The sequence below is a fragment of the Buchnera aphidicola (Aphis nasturtii) genome, assembly GCF_005083345.1.
GTDB lineage: Bacteria > Pseudomonadota > Gammaproteobacteria > Enterobacterales > Enterobacteriaceae > Buchnera > Buchnera aphidicola_R.
The window spans coordinates 141,172-160,229 of the sequence record NZ_CP034888.1 but is presented as its reverse complement, the minus strand read 5'-3'; the positions used below and the strand labels follow the sequence as shown (position 1 = coordinate 160,229).

The window sequence follows — 19,058 nt, the reverse complement described above, 5'->3', positions numbered from 1 at the left end:
TATTTTAAAAGTAGAAAGAGAGTAACAATGGGAAAAAAAGATTACTATCAAATTTTAGGAGTCTCAAAATCAGCTGAAGAACGCGAGATTAAAAAAGCTTATAAACGACTAGCAATGAAATATCATCCTGATAGAAATCAAGGCGATAAAAATGCTGAAAACAAATTCAAGGAAATAAAAGAAGCTTATGAAATTTTGATAAACGAAGAAAAAAGAAACGCATATGATCAATATGGACATGCAGCTTTTGAAAACGGTCATAATCAAAATACTACTTATAATACTTTTACCAGTTCTTCAGATTTTGGTGATATTTTTGGAGATGTTTTTGGTGACATTTTTGGAGGAAACAGAAATCAAAGAGTAAAAAAAGGATCTGATTTATGTTACAATATGGAAATTTCTCTAGAAGAAGCAGTAAAAGGTTCGATAAAAGAAATAAGAATTCCAGCATTTCAAAAATGCCAAATTTGTTATGGAACTGGCGCTAAAAAAGGCACTAAACCTCGAAACTGTTCTACTTGTCAGGGTAGAGGTCAAATACATATCAGGAAAGGATTTTTTACAGTTCAACAATCTTGTCCTACATGTCATGAGAAAGGAACAGTAATTAAAGACCCATGTAATATGTGCCAAGGTCAAGGAAGAATAAGAAAAAATAAAACATTATCAGTCAAAATTCCACCTGGTGTAGATACTAATGATCGAATTAGAATGAATAATGAAGGAGAAGCTGGAATAAATGGTGCGCCATCAGGAGATCTGTATATTCAAATTAAAGTAAATAAACATCCTATCTTTGAACGTGAAGAAAATAATCTTTATTGTGAAGTACCGATAAATTTTACTATGGCTGCATTAGGGGGAGAAATTGAAGTGCCTACACTAGATGGAAGAGTTAAATTAAAAATACCATCTGAAACACAATCAGGAAAACTTTTTCGTATTCGAGGAAGAGGTGTGAAATCAGTACAAAATAGAAATCAAGGTGATTTATTATGCCAAGTGGTAGTAGAAACACCAGTGAATCTTAACGAACAACAAAAATATCTTTTAAATGAACTAGAAAAAAGTTTTAATGGATTTAGAGGCGAAAAAAACACTCCTCGTTCAAAAAGATTTTTTGATGGAGTCAAAAGATTTTTTGATGATTTAACAAAATAAAATATTATAAAGTATTGCTTCTTAAAGATGAGAGGCAATACTATTATCAAAATTTACTTATAATTTAATTGTTTAATTTGTAACGATAAAATAGATTTATGTCTTGCTGCTTTGTTTTTATGTATTAAGCCCTTAGTAGCATATTTATCAATTACAGGTTGCATATTTTTAAAAGTATCTTCTGCTTTTTTTTTATCTCCAGAACAAATAGCTAATCTCACTTTTTTTATAAAAGTTCGAATTTTTGAACGTTGACTCACATTACTTTTACGACGTTTTTCAGATGCTACAGCATCTTTCTTAGATGATTTAATATTCGCCAATTTTAACTCCTAAATATTAAAAATTATACTAAAAATTATACTATATATAAAACATGATACAAGAAATAATAAAAAATTAATAATAAATAATTTATATAAAAAATTATTAAAAAGTTATTATTACATACAAGTTTTATGATAAATTCTATCATATATCACTTTATTTAATCGGATTAATTTGATAATGAAGATTATACGAGGTATTAAAAATTTAAAAAAAATAGATTCTAATTCAGTTATAAGCATTGGAAATTTTGATGGAGTACATTTAGGGCATCAAAAATTACTTTCTAAAGTATATAAAATAGGTAAAGAAAATAATTTAGTAACAATAATAATTTTATTTGAACCGCAACCATTAGAATTTTTTAGTCATCAAACTTCTCCCAAAAGAATTACAACATTTCAACAAAAAATAAAATATATTCGCTTATATAAAATTGATATAGTTTTATGTATTAAATTTAACAGTTTTTTTTCAAATATCAGTGCTGAAAAATTTATTATAAAAATATTAATTAATAAACTAAATATAAAATTTATTATCATTGGAAAAGATTTTAAATTTGGCGCTAAAAGAAATGGAAATATTTTTCTATTAAAAAAAATGAGTCAAAAATATAAATTTAACATCGTTGAAATTGAACCAATATACAAAAATAATATTAAAATTAGCAGTACTAATATTAGAAAATATTTATTAGAAAATAATATTAAATTAGCTCAACTATTGTTAGGAAAACCATTTAGCATTATTGGTCGCGTTATTTATGGTAATCAAATAGGAAGAACGTTAGGTTTTCCAACGGCTAATATAAAATTATATAAAAATATTTCTTTAAATAATGGAGTATATGCAGTTAAGATAAATTATAAAAAAATATATTTAGGAATATGTAATATAGGAGTTAAACCTAGTTCTCTTAATATACAGAAAAATAAAACCCTTGAAGTTCATTTATTTAATACAAATATTAATTTATATAATAAAAAAATAGAAATTTTAATATATAAAAAAATAAGAAACGAGTATTTTTTTGAATCTTTAAAAAAACTAAAAGATCAGATTGTGAAAGACATTCAAATTGCTAAAAAATATTTTAATATTCCTAATGATGAACTTAAAAAATAAAGATAAAACTATGCATGATTATAAAAAAACTTTAAATTTACCTAAAACAGAATTTTCTATGCGAGCTAATTTAACTCAAAAAGAACCTAAAATCTTAAAAAATTGGTATGAAAAAAATCTCTATCAAATAATTAGAAAAAATAAAGAAAATAAAAAAATTTTTCTCTTACATGATGGACCTCCATATGCAAATGGAAATATTCATATTGGACATGCAGTGAATAAAATTTTAAAAGACATAATAATTAAATCAAAAAATTTGTCTGGTTTTGATGCGCCATATATACCATCATGGGATTGTCATGGATTACCTATCGAACAAAAAGTTGAAGAAAAAATAGGTATATATAAGCAGAAAATAAATACTTCAAAATTTCAAGAAGAATGTAGAAAATATGCAAAAAATCAAGTCGAAAAGCAAAAAAAGGATTTTATTAAATTAGGAGTTATTGGTGATTGGGATAATGCTCATCTTACAATGGATTACAAAAATGAAGCAAATATAATTAAAACACTTTCTAAAATTATCGAAAAAAAATATTTATATAGAGATTTCAAACCTATACAATGGTGTTTAAAATGTCAATCATCTTTATCCGATGCAGAAATCGAATACTTTGACAAAACATCAGATGCAATTTTTGTTGCAATTAAAAGTAGTGATAAAAATTTAAAAAAAATATTTAATGCTGACATATTAAAAGGCAAAGACACATATTTACCAATTTGGACAACTACTCCATGGACACTTCCATCTAGTCAAGCTATTACAGTACATCCTAATTTTACATATCACGTGATTGAAACTAAAACATATAATTTAATTTTAGCTAAAGAATTAGTAAAAAATACACTTGATAGTTTAAAAATAAAAAACTGGAAATATTTAATTTCTATTAAAGGGAAGAAACTAGAAGGTATAAAATTTTCACATCCATTTTTAAAAAATATTTTATTACCTGTAATATTAGGAAAACATGTTACTCTCGAAACAGGTACAGGAGCAGTTCATACATCACCAGACCATGGACAAGATGATTATTCTGTTTGTCAAAAATATAATATAAATACAATAAATTTAATTAATTATAAAGGTGATTTTAAAAAAAATATACATCCAAAATTAGATGGAATTAATATTTCTCAAGCTAACGAAATAATTATACAATTATTAATTGATCATAATTGTTTATTGCACCATGAACCTTTAATACATAGTTATCCACACTGTTGGAGGCATAAAACTCCTATTATATTTCGAGCGACTCCACAATGGTTTATTAATATTAATAAAAATAATTTACGTTTTAATACTATTAAAGAAATTAAAAAAGTTTTATGGATTCCTCAATGGGGAAAATCTAGAATTGAAGAAATGGTAAAAAAAAGACCTGATTGGTGTATTTCAAGACAAAGGAAATGGGGCGTTCCAATGTCTATTTTCATAAATAAAAAAACAGGTGAAATACACCCTAAAAATTCTTTTATAATGAAAAAAATAATTAAAAAAGTAGAATTATCAGGTATTCAAGTATGGTGGAATATTGACTTAAAAGAAATATTGGGTACAGAATATTATTTATATGATCAAATTTTTGATATATTAGATGTTTGGTTCGAATCAGGAAATACTCATACGACAATAAAATATAAAAATAAAAAAGATAAAAAAAATTATGCAGATATGTTTTTAGAAGGTTCTGATCAGCATAGAGGTTGGTTTATGTCATCATTGATGATATCAATGTTAATGAATGAAAAAGCACCTTATTCAGAAGTCTTAACACATGGTTTTGTAGTTGATGGAAAAGGACAAAAAATGTCTAAATCGATAGGAAATACTATTAGTCCTAACGATATAATCAAAACGTTAGGAGCCGATGTTTTAAGACTTTGGGTTGCTTCTTCAAACTATTCTAATGATATTTCTATTTCTAATGAAATTTTAAATAGAACATCAGATGTTTACCGAAGAATAAGAAACACAGCACGTTTTATGTTAGCTAATATAAATGATTTTAATCCAAATAAGAACATTATTCCTAAAGAAAACATGCTTTACTTAGATCAGTGGGCTGTTTCTCGCGCTAAAATAACACAAGAAGAGATTATTCAACTCTATAACAAATATAATTTTCATGAAGTAATTAAGAAATTAATGCACTTTTGCTCAGTTGACATGGGTGCTTTTTATCTTGATATTATTAAAGATAGACAATATACTTTGAAAAAAAATAGTTTAGAGCGAAGAAGTTGTCAAACAGCAATATATTATATAATTCATGCATTAGTTAGATGGATATCTCCTATATTATCGTTTACTGCTAATGAAATATGGAGCTATTTACCTGGAAAGACTTCAGAGTATGTATTTACGGAAGAATGGTTTAATAAATTGTTTGAATTAAATGTCAATGCTATATTAAATCATCAATTTTGGAATGAATTAATAGAAATTAAAAATGAAATAAACAAAATTATAGAAGAAGAAATCAAAAATAAAACAATAAACAATTCATTAGAAGCTTCTATTACATTATATGTCAAACCTAAAACAAAAGAAAAATTAAAAATTTTAGGAAATGAATTAAAATTTATGTTTTTAACATCTCATGTTTTAGTAAAAAATTATGATTTGGCACCAATAGATACGAAAAAAAGTTTTTTATTTTCTAAATTTAAAATTGCTTTACAAAAAAGTACAGAAAAAAAATGTCAAAGATGCTGGCATTATAATATACCAATGAACAATCATCATGATATTTGTATACGATGTATTTCCAATACTGAAGGACAAGGAGAAAAACGAATTTTTATATGAAAAAAATATATAAAAAATATTTTTTAATTACAACAATTATTTTAATAATAGATATTTTTTCTAAATGCTGGGTTTGTAATTATTTAGATTTATATGAAACAAAAAAAATTTTATCAGTACTAAATTTATTTCATGTGCATAATTATGGTATAGCTTTTAGTATATTATCAAGTGAAACATTATGGAATAGATTTTTTTTATCAATATTGAGTATAATTATTATAGTATTTATATTTAAAGAAATTTTAAAAGTAAACAAAGAAGAAAAAAAATTAGATTTTTGTTTTATTTTATCAGGAGCTATAGGAAATGTAATAGATCGTATTTATTATGGATTTGTTATAGACTTTATTGATATACATATTAATAATTGGCATTTTGCAACATTCAATATATCTGATTTTAGCATTTTTATTGGAATAATTATTTATATAAAAAACAAATATATAAAAAATCAATATGAAATTATTAAATAAAATAAAGTATATTATTTTTTATATTTTAGAATAAAATATATTACTTTAATACAAATATTTCCTTGGAGATTTTTTTACAATGGATATTTTATTAGCTAATCCAAGAGGTTTTTGTGCAGGCGTTAAAAGAGCTATTTTAATGGTTGAAAACGCTTTAAAAATTTATAAAAAAACTATATATGTTAAACATGAATTAGTACATAATCAATACGTTATAACAACATTACGTCAAAAGGGGGTTATTTTTGTTGAAAAAATCTCAGATATTCCAAATAACTCAATAGTCGTATTTTCTGCTCATGGCGTATCAAAAAAAACACAAGAAAAGGCTTTAAAAAAACAATTAATTATTTTAAATGCAACTTGTCCATTAGTTTCAAAAGTCCATAAAGAAGTCTCAAAAGCAAGCGAAAAAAATATAGAAACTATTTTCATTGGCCATAAAGGACATCCTGAAGTTACTGGAACAATCGGTCAGTATAATAATAAAAATAGTAAAATACATCTTATTGAATCAATAGAGGATATAAATAAACTGCCAATTAAGCAAGATAATAAAAAATTAAATTTTTTTACACAAACAACATTATCTATACGCAATACTCAATCTATTATTAGATTTTTAAAAAAAAAATTTCCATATATTTCTGGACCTAAAAAAGAAGATATATGTTATGCAACAACCAATCGACAAAATGCAATTATTAAATTATCAAAAATAACTGATATGATACTTGTAATAGGTTCTAAAAATTCATCTAATTCTAATCGTCTTGCTGAACTAGGTAAAGAAACTGGTGTTTTTACTAAACAAATTGAATCATTTTTAGATATTCAAAAAAAATGGATAAAAAATATAAAATACATTGGAATCACAGCAGGCGCATCCGCACCGGAATTTTTAGTAAAACAAGTAATTGAATATTTACAAAAAATAGGCGCTGAGAATATAAAAGAAGTTTCAGGGAATCAAGAAAAAATAAGTTTTAATATACCTAAATATTTAACACTTCCATAATATAAAACTATGAATAAAAAAATAACTCGTATTGCTATTACCGGAGCTCTAGGTAGAATGGGGCAAATGTTAGTCAAAGAAACGCAAGCAAATAAAACAACTTGTTTAACTGCAGCAATAGTAAAAACAAATCATCCCTCAATTAATCATGATATAGGAGAAGAAATTGGAATAGGCAAAATAGGAGTGCTTATTCAAGATACTTTGGATATCAAAAAAAATGATTTTGATGTTTTGATTGATTTTACAAATCCTATCGCAACACTAGAATATTTAAAATATTGTAATAAATTTCAAAAAAATATAATTATTGGTACAACTGGTTTTTCAGATTCAGAAATGAAAATTATACAATCGTATTCAAAAAACATTGCTATATTAATAGCATCTAATTTTAGCATCGGCATAAATCTACTGTATCATCTAGTAGAAAAAACTACTCGAATTTTGGGAAATAATTCTGATATTGATATTGTAGAATTTCATCATCGAAATAAAATTGATATACCTTCAGGAACAGCATTAACTATCGGAGATAGCATATCAAAAGTTATGAAATGGAATCTAAATAAACACTCATTATATTATAAAAAAGGCTTTACAAAAACTAGAGAATCAAAAAAAATTGGATTTTCTAGTATAAGATCAGGAAATATTATTGGAAAACACTCAGTGATTTTTACAAACTCTGAAGAAGAAATTAATATTACTCATACAGCTTTTAATAGAGAATCTTTTGCTAAAGGTGCTATTCAATCAGTGTTTTGGATTATTTTAAAAAACAAAGGTCTTTTTAACATGAAAGATTTTTTAAAAAATACATTCAAAGTTTATGCTAAATAAATATATAAATTATGCATTTATTTAAAAACAACTTTTTAACAAATGAAGATATATAAAATATTTATTACGATAATAGACAAAAATATTAATTTTAGTTAAAATAAATATTTAATTTTTCAAAGTATTTTACTTATTATGTTAAAATTTAATCAATATTAAAAAATTTTTTGGAGGGTGCTTTGGGCCAATCAGCAGTATTAGTTTTAGAAGATGGCACTAGATTTCACGGACGTTCTGTTGGAGCTAAAGGAACAACTGTAGGAGAAGTTGTTTTCAATACATCAATAACCGGATACCAAGAAATAATCACTGACCCTTCTTACTCACACCAAATTGTAACACTAACACATCCTCATATTGGAAATATTGGCACAAATCAACATGATGAAGAATCATCTAAAATTCATATAAGAGGATTGATTATTCGCGACATGTCTCCGATATCCAGTAATTATCGTAGCAAAAAAAGTTTTTCTTCTTATTTAAAAGAAAATAATATTGTTGCAATATCTGATATTGATACAAGAAAATTGACACGTATTTTACGAACAAAAGGATCTCAAAATGGATGTATTATAGAAGATAAAAAAGAAAACTATATTATAGCACATAAAAAAGCAAAAAATTGTTTAAGCTTACAAGGATTGGATTTAGCTAAAAAAGTAAGCACTGACGTTATTTATAATTGGAATAAAAATAGTCATATTATAAACAACACAGCATCTGGTTCTAAAAGAAAATTTTTATTTCATATTATTGTATATGATTTTGGTGTTAAACTAAATATTTTACGTATGTTAGTAGATCGAGGATGTTATCTAACTATAGTACCTGCTACAACAGATTCAAAAACAGTACTAGATTTATCTCCTGATGGAATTTTTTTGTCTAATGGTCCAGGTGATCCAAGACCATGTTACTATGCTATTAAATCCATTCAAGATTTTTTGAAAATCAATATTCCAATATTTGGAATATGTTTAGGACATCAACTACTTGCATTAGCTAGTGGAGCCGATATCGTTAAAATGAAATTTGGTCATCATGGTGCAAATCATCCAGTAAAAGAAATAAAAACTAATCGTGTAATTATTACATCTCAAAATCATAGTTTTACTGTTGATACACAACATATTCCAAAAAATATTTTTATAACACATACTTCTCTTTTTGATGGTACTGTACAAGGTTTACGCTTAACTGATAAACTAGCTTTTAGCTTTCAAGGACATCCAGAAGCCAGTCCTGGACCGCATGATGGTTCTTATCTATTTGATCATTTTATAAAATTACTTAATCAAGCAAAATTCAGTAATTAATTAGGAAAAAAAAATGCCTAAATCTACTGATATAAAATCCATTTTAATTCTTGGAGCAGGTCCTATTATCATTGGACAAGCATGTGAATTTGATTATTCAGGCGCTCAGGCGTGCAAAGCATTGCGTGAAGAAGGTTATAAGATTATTCTTGTTAACTCTAATCCTGCTACTATTATGACTGATCCATATATGGCAGATGCTACATATATTGAACCTATTCATTGGAAAATAGTAAAAAAAATTATAATTAAGGAACGTCCAGATGCATTGCTACCTACTATGGGTGGTCAAACAGCACTCAATTGTGCATTAGAACTAAATCGAAGAGGAATACTAAAAAAATTTAGTGTTAAAATTATAGGTGCTACTATTGATGCAATAAACAAAGCAGAAAATAGGAAATTATTTGAATGCTCAATGAAAAAGCTGAATTTAAAAACTGCAAAATGCGGCATTGCACATAACATTAAAGAAGCATTATCGGTATTGAAAAATGTAGGTTTTCCATGTATCATTAGACCTTCTTTTACTATGGGGGGGAATGGTGGGGGCATTGCTTATAATCAAGAAGAATTCGAAGAAATTTGCGAAAGAGGATTAAAATTATCTCCTACTACTGAATTATTGATCGATGAATCATTAATCGGCTGGAAAGAATATGAAATGGAAGTTGTACGAGACAAAAATAACAATTGTATTATTGTTTGTTCGATTGAAAATTTAGATCCTATGGGAATACATACAGGGGATTCAATTACTGTAGCTCCAGCTCAAACATTGACTGATAAAGAATATCAGATTATGAGAAATGCATCTATGGCAATCTTACAAGAAATCGGAGTAGAAACTGGAGGTTCTAACGTACAATTTGCTATTAATCCAAAAAATGGCCGAATGATAGTTATTGAAATGAATCCTAGAGTTTCTCGTTCTTCTGCATTAGCATCTAAAGCTACAGGATTTCCAATTGCAAAAATAGCCGCAAAATTAGCAGTAGGATATACACTAGATGAACTTGCAAATGATATTACAGGAACTAATACAACAGCATCTTTTGAACCATCAATAGATTATATAGTCACTAAAATTCCAAGATTTAACTTTGAAAAATTTTCAGGATGTAACGATAGATTAACTACTCAAATGAAATCTGTCGGCGAAGTAATGGCAATAGGAAGAACATTTCAAGAATCAATACAAAAAGCAATGCGAGGATTAGAAATTGGAGTATGTGGTTTTAACTCAAAAATATCTAAATTAAATCCTCAATATTTAATAAAAATCAAACACGAATTAAAAGAAGCAGGAGCAGATAGACTTTGGTATATTGGTGATGCATTTAGACTTGGTATGTCGATAAAAGATGTGTTTGAATTAACATCTATTGATCCTTGGTTTCTTATGCAGATTCAAGAAATAATCCTATTAGAAGAAAAAATTAAAAAAAATGGATTTACTGGATTAAATTATAAATTTTTATATTTTATTAAAAGAAAAGGTTTTTCAGATCTACGTATAGCTATGTTAACTCATAAAAAAGAACGTGATATACGTAATTTACGAAATGAATTAAATTTACATCCTGTTTATAAAAGAATCGATACATGTTCAGCTGAGTTTTCTACTGAAACAGCATATATGTATTCTACATGGGAAGATGAATGCGAGGCTAATCCTACTAAAAATGATAAAAAAATTATTATTATAGGAGGTGGGCCCAATAGAATAGGACAAGGTATAGAATTCGATTACTGTTGTGTACATGCCGTTCAAGCCTTAAGAGAAGATGGATTTGAAGCAATTATGATAAATTGCAATCCAGAAACAGTATCTACAGATTATGATATATCTGATCGACTTTACTTTGAACCAATTACATTAGAAAACGTTTTAGAAATAGTTAAAATTGAAAAACCTAAAGGAGTGATTATTCAATATGGAGGACAAACACCGTTAAAATTAGCACGAGAATTTGAACAAGAAGGAATACCAATTATTGGTACAAAACCAGATGCTATTGACAAAGCAGAAGATAGAAATCGTTTTCAAAAAATTGTAACAAAATTAAATTTAAAACAACCACTAAATGCTACAGTATTCACTTTACAGGAAGCACATCAGAACGCAATAAAAATTGGTTACCCTATTATAGTTAGACCATCTTATGTTCTAGGTGGAAGAGCAATGGAAATTGTTTACGAACCGTCTGAGTTAGATAACTATTTCAAGGTAATATTAAAGCAAGATAACACCACCCCAATTTTGCTAGATCAATATTTAAATTATGCAACAGAAGTAGATGTTGATGCAATCTGTGATGGAAAAACAGTTTTGATTGGAGGTATCATGGAGCATATTGAACAAGCAGGAGTACATTCTGGAGATTCAGCTTGTTCTTTACCAGCCTATACTTTAACAAAAAAAATTCAAGATAGCATCAGAAAGCAAGTAAAAAAACTAGCATTTGAATTATCTGTACAAGGACTCATGAACGTACAGTTTGCAATTAAAAATAATGAAATATATATTATTGAAGTTAATCCAAGAGCCGCTAGAACAGTTCCTTTTGTTTCAAAAGCTACAGGATTAGCACTTGCAAAAATCTCTGTACGTGTTATGTATGGTAAAACATTAAAAGAACAAGGATTTGTAAAAGAAATCATCCCATCGTTCTTTTCAGTAAAAGAAGCTGTATTACCTTTTGATAAATTTCAAGGTGTAGATCCTATATTAGGACCAGAAATGCGCTCTACAGGAGAAGTAATGGGTATTGGAAAAAATTTTTCAGAAGCATTTGCGAAAGCAATGCTCGGCGCCAATACCAATATGAAAAGATCAGGACGTGTATTGCTTTCTGTGAGAGATAATGATAAGAAAAGTATTGTAAATTTAGCTTTAAAATTAACAAAATTTGGATTTAAAATTGATGCTACTAAAGGAACATCTACAGCTTTAAAAAAATCTGGAATTATTTCTAGATTAGTAAATAAAGTATATGAAGGAAGACCTCATATTGAGGATCGTTTAAAAAATGGAGAATACGCATATATTGTAAATACAACTTCTTGTAACCAAGGTGTAAAAGATGCAAAACGAATTTGTCAAAGTGCTTTGCAATATAAAGTTCACTATGATACAACTATTAATGGTGCATTCGCTACAGTTATGGCATTAAATGAAGATCCAGTAAAAAATATTAGATCATTACAAGAAATACATAAAAAAATAAATTTACAAAATTAAATGTACCTGAAATAAAAAATTCATTTTTATAAATATGTTGTAAAACATATTTATAACTCTTAAAAAAAATTTTACATATGAAAATTAGTCTAATTGCAGCTATTTCTAATAATCTTGTGATTGGAGAGAAAAATAAAATACCTTGGAATCTCCCAGAAGATTTAAAGTGGTTTAAAAGTAATACGATAAATAAAAGTATTATTATGGGACGTTTAACTTGGGAATCTATTAAAGATTCTTTACCTATGAGAACTAATATAGTAATTAGTCGAAAAAAAATTATTAAACATAATATTATATGGGCAAATTCAATTAATAACGCAATAATTTCTGCTACTATATATTCAAAATATAAAAAAAATCAAGAAATAATGGTTATTGGAGGATCTAAAATATATAAACAAATGTTGTTTTACGCTAATAAGTTATACCTTACTCATGTTAATTGTAATATTTCTGGAGATACTTATTTTCCAAGGTATAAAATATGCAAAAATTGGAAAACAATCTTTAAAAAAAATTTTCCTAAAGATAAGCAACATACTTATGATTTTTGTTTTGAAATATTAATAAGATAGAATGTATATTCTAATCTTTAAAACAAGTTTTATTTATACACTTGTTTTATAAGTTACATTTACCCTAAATAAGATTGATAAAAACATTTTTTATCTTCCCATCTTAGCATTAATAATTTTCCACCCCAGCAACAACCTTTATCTATCGGAATAAATTGATTAGGGACCTTTGTATCTTTTAAAGAAGACCAATGCCCAAAAACAATAGAATATTTTTCTTGAAATTTATTTGGAATAAAAAACCATGGTAATAATGGATATTGAACAACACTAGGAGATTTTTTGCATGTAAGATTTAACTTTCCATTAGGATAACAATACCTGATACGTGTAAAAACATTAATACTATATCGCAATTGATCAATTTTGCTTAAATTAAAATCCCAATAATCTATTTTATTATTAAAAACAGACTTTAAAAATGACGGGTAATCATTACTTAATAAAGATTTTTCAATTTCTAAAGAGCATTTTTTTATGGTCTTCAGATTCCATTGTGAACTAATGCCTGCATGTACCATAATAATTTTTTGTTTTTCATTAATTTTTAAAATAGGTTGAGAACGTAACCAATGAATTAATTGATGACGATCCTTAGCAGATAAAAACTCATCGAAGTAGTTTTCTTTTTTATTTTCTTTGACACCGGAATATACTGCAATTAAATTTAAATCATGATTTCCAAGCACTATATTTATTCTGTCTTGTATAGAATAAAGATATCTCATTACTTTCAATGAGTTAGGACCTCTACCAACTAAATCACCTGCAACCCATAAATAATCTGTTTGAATATTAAAATTTGATTTTTTTAAAAGTATTTTAAATTCTCTATAACAACCATGAATATCGCTGATAAAATAAATGCTCATTTTTTTCCAATTTAAAGTATAAAATATATATTTAAATAGAAATATATTTCTGATAAATATTATTTTCTATCATATAATTAGATAATTGACAATATTGTAAGATGGAAATATTTTCAGGTCTTAATTTTGGATTAATATTTAATTTTATCAAAACTTTTTCAGAAAATATTTTACCTAAACTATGACGTAATATTTTTCTTCTTTTTTGAAAAGCTAAGTTTGTAATATAACTAAGTACTTTTATATTATATGTAAAATAAGGAAAATAATTAGTATAAGGTGTTAAACTGAGAAATGTTGATTTTACTTTAGGCACAGGTTTAAAACATTTTGGAGAAACATCTAACAAAATTTTTATATTACAATAATATTGAGCAATAATGCTTAAACGACCATATAATTTACTTCCTGGAGATGCAACTAAACGCTCAGCAACTTCCTTTTGAAGCATAAAATTCATATCTTTAATAATATTAATTCTTTCAAACAAACATAATATTAAAGATGTAGAAATATGATATGGTAAGTTGCCAAAAATTCGAATTAATTTATTTCTTTTATTAAGTAATTTTGAATAATCAAACACTAAGGCATCTTGATAAAATACTATTAATTTTGAATAAAATGCATATTTTTTTAACCTCTCTAATAAAAATTTATCGATTTCAATAACAATTAATTCATCTATTAAATTACAAATAGGTTGAGTTAAAGCAGCTAATCCAGGTCCAATTTCAACCAATGTTTGATGTGATTTTGGATTAATAAATTTAACTATTTCTTTAATTACATTAAAATCTATAAGAAAATTTTGACTAAACTTTTTCATAGGAATATGTTTTTTCATTTAAATTTCTATTCACTCTTAATCTTGTAAAAAATTTAATTTTTAAAGATAAATTATTTTATTTTTTATCTTATTTAATTGTTCAAATATTATTTTAATATTGAAAAATATTTATATAAGATAATTTTTTAAGTTTTTTAATCCAGTTGTTTTTTTCTTGCTGTATTTTACGTTGTAATAAAATTTGATAAACTTTTTCTTTTTCAATCTTCCATTTTTTATCTATTTGACGTTTTTCTAATAACTTAATTATATGCCATCCAAATTTAGATCTAATTGGTTGGCTGATTTCATTGTTATTTAAATTTTTTAAAATATTTTTAAAAACACCATCAAATGATTTATTTGAAATCCAGCCTAAATCACCTTGTTTATGAGATGAATAAAAATCATGAGAAAAATTTTTAACAGCATATTCAAAACTATAATTCTTCATTTTTATATTGTTATATATTTCAAAAATGTCTTTTTTTGCCTGTATATCATTTAAAATGATTGAAGGACGTATCAAACAATGTTGAATATGGAATTCAGTTGTTATTTTTTTAATACTATTATTTTCAATATTGTTAACTTTAATAATATATAAACCTTTTCTCCCTAAAACGGGTCCTAATATTTGATTTTTTTTAAAAATATCTAATTTACTAAAAAAAATTTTTTTTAAATTTTTTAAATGTTTTAATGATATATTTTCTGATAAAAAACAATTTTTATTTTTTTTAAAAAATTCATAAAAATAGTCAAAATTAGAATTATTATTAATCATTTTAAAAAGATGATTAATTAATATTTTTTTATTTTTAATTGCTTTATCATTTTCTCTTTTTGAAAGAGGTAAAATAATAAGTTTTAAATTAATTTTTTTTAAATCATTTTGTTTTGTTATCTTCTCGTTTAATAAATGATATATCTCTCTTTCAGAGATATCAATATTACTATTGAACAAATAATCTTGTAACATTTTAATTTTTAATGATTTTTTTACATTTTGTATATAATCTTCATAATTGAAGAAATCGTTAGTGTTATTTAATATAATGTTATTCTTTAGTTCATTTAAAGTAATATGCTTTTTAAAAGCAATATTGCTAAATATTGTATCTAATTGCATATCAGAAACTGTAATATTCAACTTGTTTGCTTCTTCTAAAATTAAAGAATCTACAATTAATTTTTCTAATATTTTGTCTCTTAAAAAATTGATTTTTAAAGGAACTGTGATAGTGTTGTTTTCTTGTTTTAAATAAAAAAGAACTTGATCTATATCACTATCTAATATAACTTGATTGTTGACAACAGCAAGAATCTTATCAATTTCAAAAATCTTAGCGCAACAATTTGAAAATACACTTGATAATACATACAAAATCACAACGACATAAACTCTCATTTTTATTCTTCTTTAAATTTTAAATTTTTTATTATAACTATTTTTATATTATAATGATATTCCAATATAAAATATTTACTTGAGATTTTTTTAAAAAAAATATAAAGTATAAAATATATTGAATTTCAAATAATATATTGAAATTTATCACAATAAAAATAATAATGTATGGATCTTTATGGAATATTGGTTAACATCTTTAATAACACATTCTTTAATATATTCACTGTGTATAGTAGGTATAGTTTCTTTTTTAGAATCTCTTGCATTAATTGGTTTATTACTTCCAGGAATAGTATTAATGGCAACATTAGGCACGCTGATAGGTAATAAAAAATTATTTTTTTATCCTTCTTGGGTCGCAGGAATAATTGGATGTTTATTAGGAGATTGGTTATCATATTATATTGGGCTATACTTTAAAAACTGGTTGCATAATCTTTCTTTTTTAAAAAAGCATTATAAAATATTAGAAAAAACTAAAATATTGCTACATAAACATAGTATGTTAACAATATTAATAGGTCGTTTTATAGGACCAACTAGACCATTAATACCAATGGTTTCGGGTATGTTAAAATTACCATTAAAAAAATTTTTTTTCCCTAGTTTAATAGGTTGTATATTATGGCCTCCGGTATATTTTTTCCCAGGAATTATTGCAGGTATAACTATTAATATACCTACAGATTCCAGTAATAATTATTTTAAATGGTTTTTATTAGTTATTGCTATTTTATTTTGGATAGGAATATGGTTAATATCAAAATGGTGGAAAATAAAAAAAATAAAAAATAGAGATCATATAAACATTATACAAAAAAATATTGGATTTATTGCGCTCATATTTTTGATATTTGGATTGGTTGGTTTAATATTAATACAATTCCATCCTACAATGTTAATTTTTAGAAAAGTTTTATCTAGTATACTATGACGTTTTAGCAAAATTTTAAAATATATTTTTAAATATATAAAAAATCAATATGCAATAATTTTAGTTTAAATGCATGTCTTTGTATAGATTGTACTTTCACTTTATATTCTCTCCCATTAATCAATAATAATATTTTTTTTTGATAAAAATCTATTTTTTTTTGCAAATTAAAAACAGAATTATGATCTAAAGTTAAAGATATAGGAGTTTTATTTAGCCCATATAAAATAGCTGGAAATTTATTTTGAATACGTAATTTCCTACTAAAACTTTTTCCTTTTTTTTCTCTTATGTCTGCATTGATAATCAACATAATATACTCTCTCTTATAATAAAATATATGTATTAAAATATAACATTATTTTATAATGATTTTAACCAAGAAATTTCTTTTGACCACATCGTCGCATTGCTAGTTTCTAATATCATTGGAATGTTAGAAAAACATCTGTTTTGAACAATCCATTCAAAAACTAATTTCCCAATATAACCTAAGCCTAAATTTTCATGGCGATCAACACGACTATTCAACTCTTTTTTTGAATCATTTAGATGCAAACCTTTTAAGTATTTCAATCCTATTAAATTAAAAAATTTATTAAATGTATTTTGACAATTCTCTTTTGTACGCAAATCATATCCTGCAGCAAATAAATGACAGGTATCTAAACAAACTCCAATTCGAGATTTATCATCTATTTTGTTTATGATTTCATATAGATGTTCAAAACAATATCCAACATTAGTCCCTTGTCCTGCAGTATTTTCAATTACAGCTGTTACATTATCAGTGTTTTCTAAAGCTATATTAATTGATTCGGAAATTCTTGATAAACAATCTTTTTCTGAAATATTATTTAAATGGCTACCAGGATGAAAATTTAGATAATATAAACCCAAATCATTACAACGTTTTATTTCTTGAATAAAAGCTATACGAGATTTTTTTAATAAATCATTATTAGGATGACCTAAATTAATTAAGTAACTACTATGTGGTAAAATTTTTTCAAAAAAGAAGTTATATTTAACACAAGATTTTTTAAAATTATTTATATCTATTAAACTTAAAGGCAACGCAGACCATTGTAATTGATTTTTAGTAAAAAATGAAAAAGCTGTAGCATGTAATTGAAATGCTCGAAAAACTGCTTTGTCTAAACCACCGGAAGCACTAACATGCGCACCAATATATTTCATTTTAATTGTCCAAAAAATTTTTAAATATTTACACAAATAATTTTTTTATATTAAAATTAATTTAAATATCAAAATATTTACAAATTAAAAATCATATCATACTGAGAAATAATATTTTAATCAATTAAATATAGTAAATATATTTATCCTTGCATATTATTTTTCAAAAAAAATTGATCACGAATACTTTTTTTAGTTTTAAATAATCCTTTTAAAGACGAAGTGATAGCAGTACTATTTACATCACAAATACCACGTGCTTTAACACAAAAATGATGCATATTAAGAATAATTGCAACATCTTTAGTATGAAGCAAAGTTTGCAATACTACTGATATTTGTTTAGTTAAACGTTCTTGAATTTGAGGTCGTTTTGAATAAAATTGTACAATTCTATTAATTTTAGATAATCCAATAATTTTTTTTTTAGGAATATATGCAACAGTAGCTTTTCCATAAATAGTAATAAAATGATGTTCACAAGTACTCATTAATATAATATCACGAACAATAATCATATCATTTGATTTTATTATATTTTCTATAAATGTAATCTTTGGAAAATTTTTATAATCTAAACCTGAAAAAATTTCCTTGTTATACATTTTTGATATACGATAAGGTGTTTCTTTTAAGCTATCATTTTTTGTATCTAAATTTAAAATATGCATAATTTTATGCATATATTTAGCAATTAATAATTCTCTTTCTTTTTCTTCTATACCATTGTATTCTTTTAGAATAGGATTTTCTAAGTCTTTTGATAACAAGGCGTTACGCGCTAATTTAGCTTCTTTACTAATTTTAATCATATTTAAACTTCTCCTGATTATTAATAATAATATTTTATATAACGTTTATATATAAAATATATAGATTATAAATGTCATT

The 19,058-nt window shown here is 25.0% G+C and carries 17 protein-coding genes; 10 read left to right on the top strand and 7 right to left on the bottom strand.

All coding sequences use genetic code 11. From position 1 onward, the window contains the following. Positions 1–27 precede the first annotated feature (27 nt). Positions 28–1,164 carry a molecular chaperone DnaJ gene (gene dnaJ / locus D9V63_RS00770; RefSeq protein ID WP_158368495.1) on the top strand — a complete coding sequence of 379 codons (1,137 nt, stop codon included), beginning with the start codon at positions 28–30 and terminating at the stop codon, positions 1,162–1,164. A gap of 53 nt (positions 1,165–1,217) precedes the next feature. Here the strand turns inward: dnaJ and rpsT are convergent, their stop codons facing one another. Next, positions 1,218–1,487, bottom strand: a complete 270-nt coding sequence (rpsT, locus tag D9V63_RS00765; RefSeq protein WP_158368493.1) for a 30S ribosomal protein S20 — start codon at positions 1,485–1,487, stop codon at positions 1,218–1,220. Between the two features lie 184 nt (positions 1,488–1,671). On the opposite strand from rpsT, the gene ribF reads away from it, so the two are divergent. The 8 genes from ribF to folA all read left to right on the top strand — a co-directional run bounded on the left by ribF (position 1,672) and on the right by folA (position 12,918). Continuing rightward, positions 1,672–2,619 carry a bifunctional riboflavin kinase/FAD synthetase gene (ribF, locus tag D9V63_RS00760; protein WP_158368491.1) on the top strand — a complete coding sequence of 316 codons (948 nt, stop codon included), beginning with the start codon at positions 1,672–1,674 and terminating at the stop codon, positions 2,617–2,619. 10 nt (positions 2,620–2,629) lie between these two features. Further along, the gene (ileS, locus tag D9V63_RS00755) at positions 2,630–5,440 is read left to right on the top strand and encodes an isoleucine--tRNA ligase (RefSeq protein WP_158368490.1); all 2,811 of its coding nucleotides are present in this window, start codon (positions 2,630–2,632) and stop codon (positions 5,438–5,440) included. Then, the gene (lspA, locus tag D9V63_RS00750; protein ID WP_158368488.1) at positions 5,437–5,916 is read left to right on the top strand and encodes a signal peptidase II; all 480 of its coding nucleotides are present in this window, start codon (positions 5,437–5,439) and stop codon (positions 5,914–5,916) included. Before ileS ends, lspA begins: the two co-directional genes overlap by 4 nt. Before the next feature lie 79 nt (positions 5,917–5,995). Then, positions 5,996–6,934 carry a 4-hydroxy-3-methylbut-2-enyl diphosphate reductase gene (ispH, locus tag D9V63_RS00745; protein ID WP_158368486.1) on the top strand — a complete coding sequence of 313 codons (939 nt, stop codon included), beginning with the start codon at positions 5,996–5,998 and terminating at the stop codon, positions 6,932–6,934. 9 nt (positions 6,935–6,943) lie between these two features. Beyond that, entirely contained in the window at positions 6,944–7,777 is an 834-nt protein-coding gene (dapB, locus tag D9V63_RS00740) for a 4-hydroxy-tetrahydrodipicolinate reductase (protein ID WP_158368484.1), read from the top strand. A gap of 179 nt (positions 7,778–7,956) precedes the next feature. Next, positions 7,957–9,096, top strand: coding sequence for a glutamine-hydrolyzing carbamoyl-phosphate synthase small subunit (gene carA / locus D9V63_RS00735; RefSeq protein WP_410051812.1), 1,140 nt, complete (start codon positions 7,957–7,959; stop codon positions 9,094–9,096). Positions 9,097–9,109: 13 nt separating this feature from the next. Then, complete coding sequence (gene carB / locus D9V63_RS00730; protein WP_158368480.1) at positions 9,110–12,340, top strand: carbamoyl-phosphate synthase large subunit; 3,231 nt, start codon at positions 9,110–9,112, stop codon at positions 12,338–12,340. A gap of 77 nt (positions 12,341–12,417) precedes the next feature. Then, positions 12,418–12,918 carry a type 3 dihydrofolate reductase gene (gene folA, locus D9V63_RS00725; protein ID WP_158368478.1) on the top strand — a complete coding sequence of 167 codons (501 nt, stop codon included), beginning with the start codon at positions 12,418–12,420 and terminating at the stop codon, positions 12,916–12,918. A 59-nt stretch (positions 12,919–12,977) separates the two neighbouring features. Here the strand turns inward: folA and D9V63_RS00720 are convergent, their stop codons facing one another. The 3 genes from D9V63_RS00720 to D9V63_RS00710 all read right to left on the bottom strand — a co-directional run bounded on the left by D9V63_RS00720 (position 12,978) and on the right by D9V63_RS00710 (position 16,030). Then, positions 12,978–13,790 (bottom strand): symmetrical bis(5'-nucleosyl)-tetraphosphatase, encoded by an 813-nt coding sequence (locus D9V63_RS00720; RefSeq protein WP_158368476.1) that lies wholly within the window; start codon positions 13,788–13,790, stop codon positions 12,978–12,980. A 31-nt stretch (positions 13,791–13,821) separates the two neighbouring features. After that, positions 13,822–14,637: a 16S rRNA (adenine(1518)-N(6)/adenine(1519)-N(6))-dimethyltransferase RsmA gene (gene rsmA, locus D9V63_RS00715; protein WP_158368474.1), complete on the bottom strand. Its 816-nt coding sequence runs from the start codon at positions 14,635–14,637 to the stop codon at positions 13,822–13,824. Positions 14,638–14,731: 94 nt separating this feature from the next. After that, positions 14,732–16,030: a peptidylprolyl isomerase gene (locus D9V63_RS00710; RefSeq protein WP_158368473.1), complete on the bottom strand. Its 1,299-nt coding sequence runs from the start codon at positions 16,028–16,030 to the stop codon at positions 14,732–14,734. A 178-nt stretch (positions 16,031–16,208) separates the two neighbouring features. Here D9V63_RS00710 and D9V63_RS00705 point away from each other — a divergent pair, with 178 nt between their 5' ends. Beyond that, a complete protein-coding gene (locus tag D9V63_RS00705) occupies positions 16,209–16,967 on the top strand; it encodes a DedA family protein (RefSeq protein ID WP_158368471.1) in 759 nt (252 codons plus the stop codon). Between the two features lie 28 nt (positions 16,968–16,995). Here D9V63_RS00705 and rplY read toward each other — a convergent pair whose 3' ends face one another. The 3 genes from rplY to folE all read right to left on the bottom strand — a co-directional run bounded on the left by rplY (position 16,996) and on the right by folE (position 18,979). Then, complete coding sequence (rplY, locus tag D9V63_RS00700) at positions 16,996–17,280, bottom strand: 50S ribosomal protein L25 (RefSeq protein ID WP_158368469.1); 285 nt, start codon at positions 17,278–17,280, stop codon at positions 16,996–16,998. A 50-nt stretch (positions 17,281–17,330) separates the two neighbouring features. After that, positions 17,331–18,167 (bottom strand): deoxyribonuclease IV, encoded by an 837-nt coding sequence (gene nfo, locus D9V63_RS00695; protein WP_158368467.1) that lies wholly within the window; start codon positions 18,165–18,167, stop codon positions 17,331–17,333. 143 nt (positions 18,168–18,310) lie between these two features. Then, positions 18,311–18,979, bottom strand: coding sequence for a GTP cyclohydrolase I FolE (gene folE, locus D9V63_RS00690; RefSeq protein ID WP_158368465.1), 669 nt, complete (start codon positions 18,977–18,979; stop codon positions 18,311–18,313). Positions 18,980–19,058: the final 79 nt, after the last annotated feature.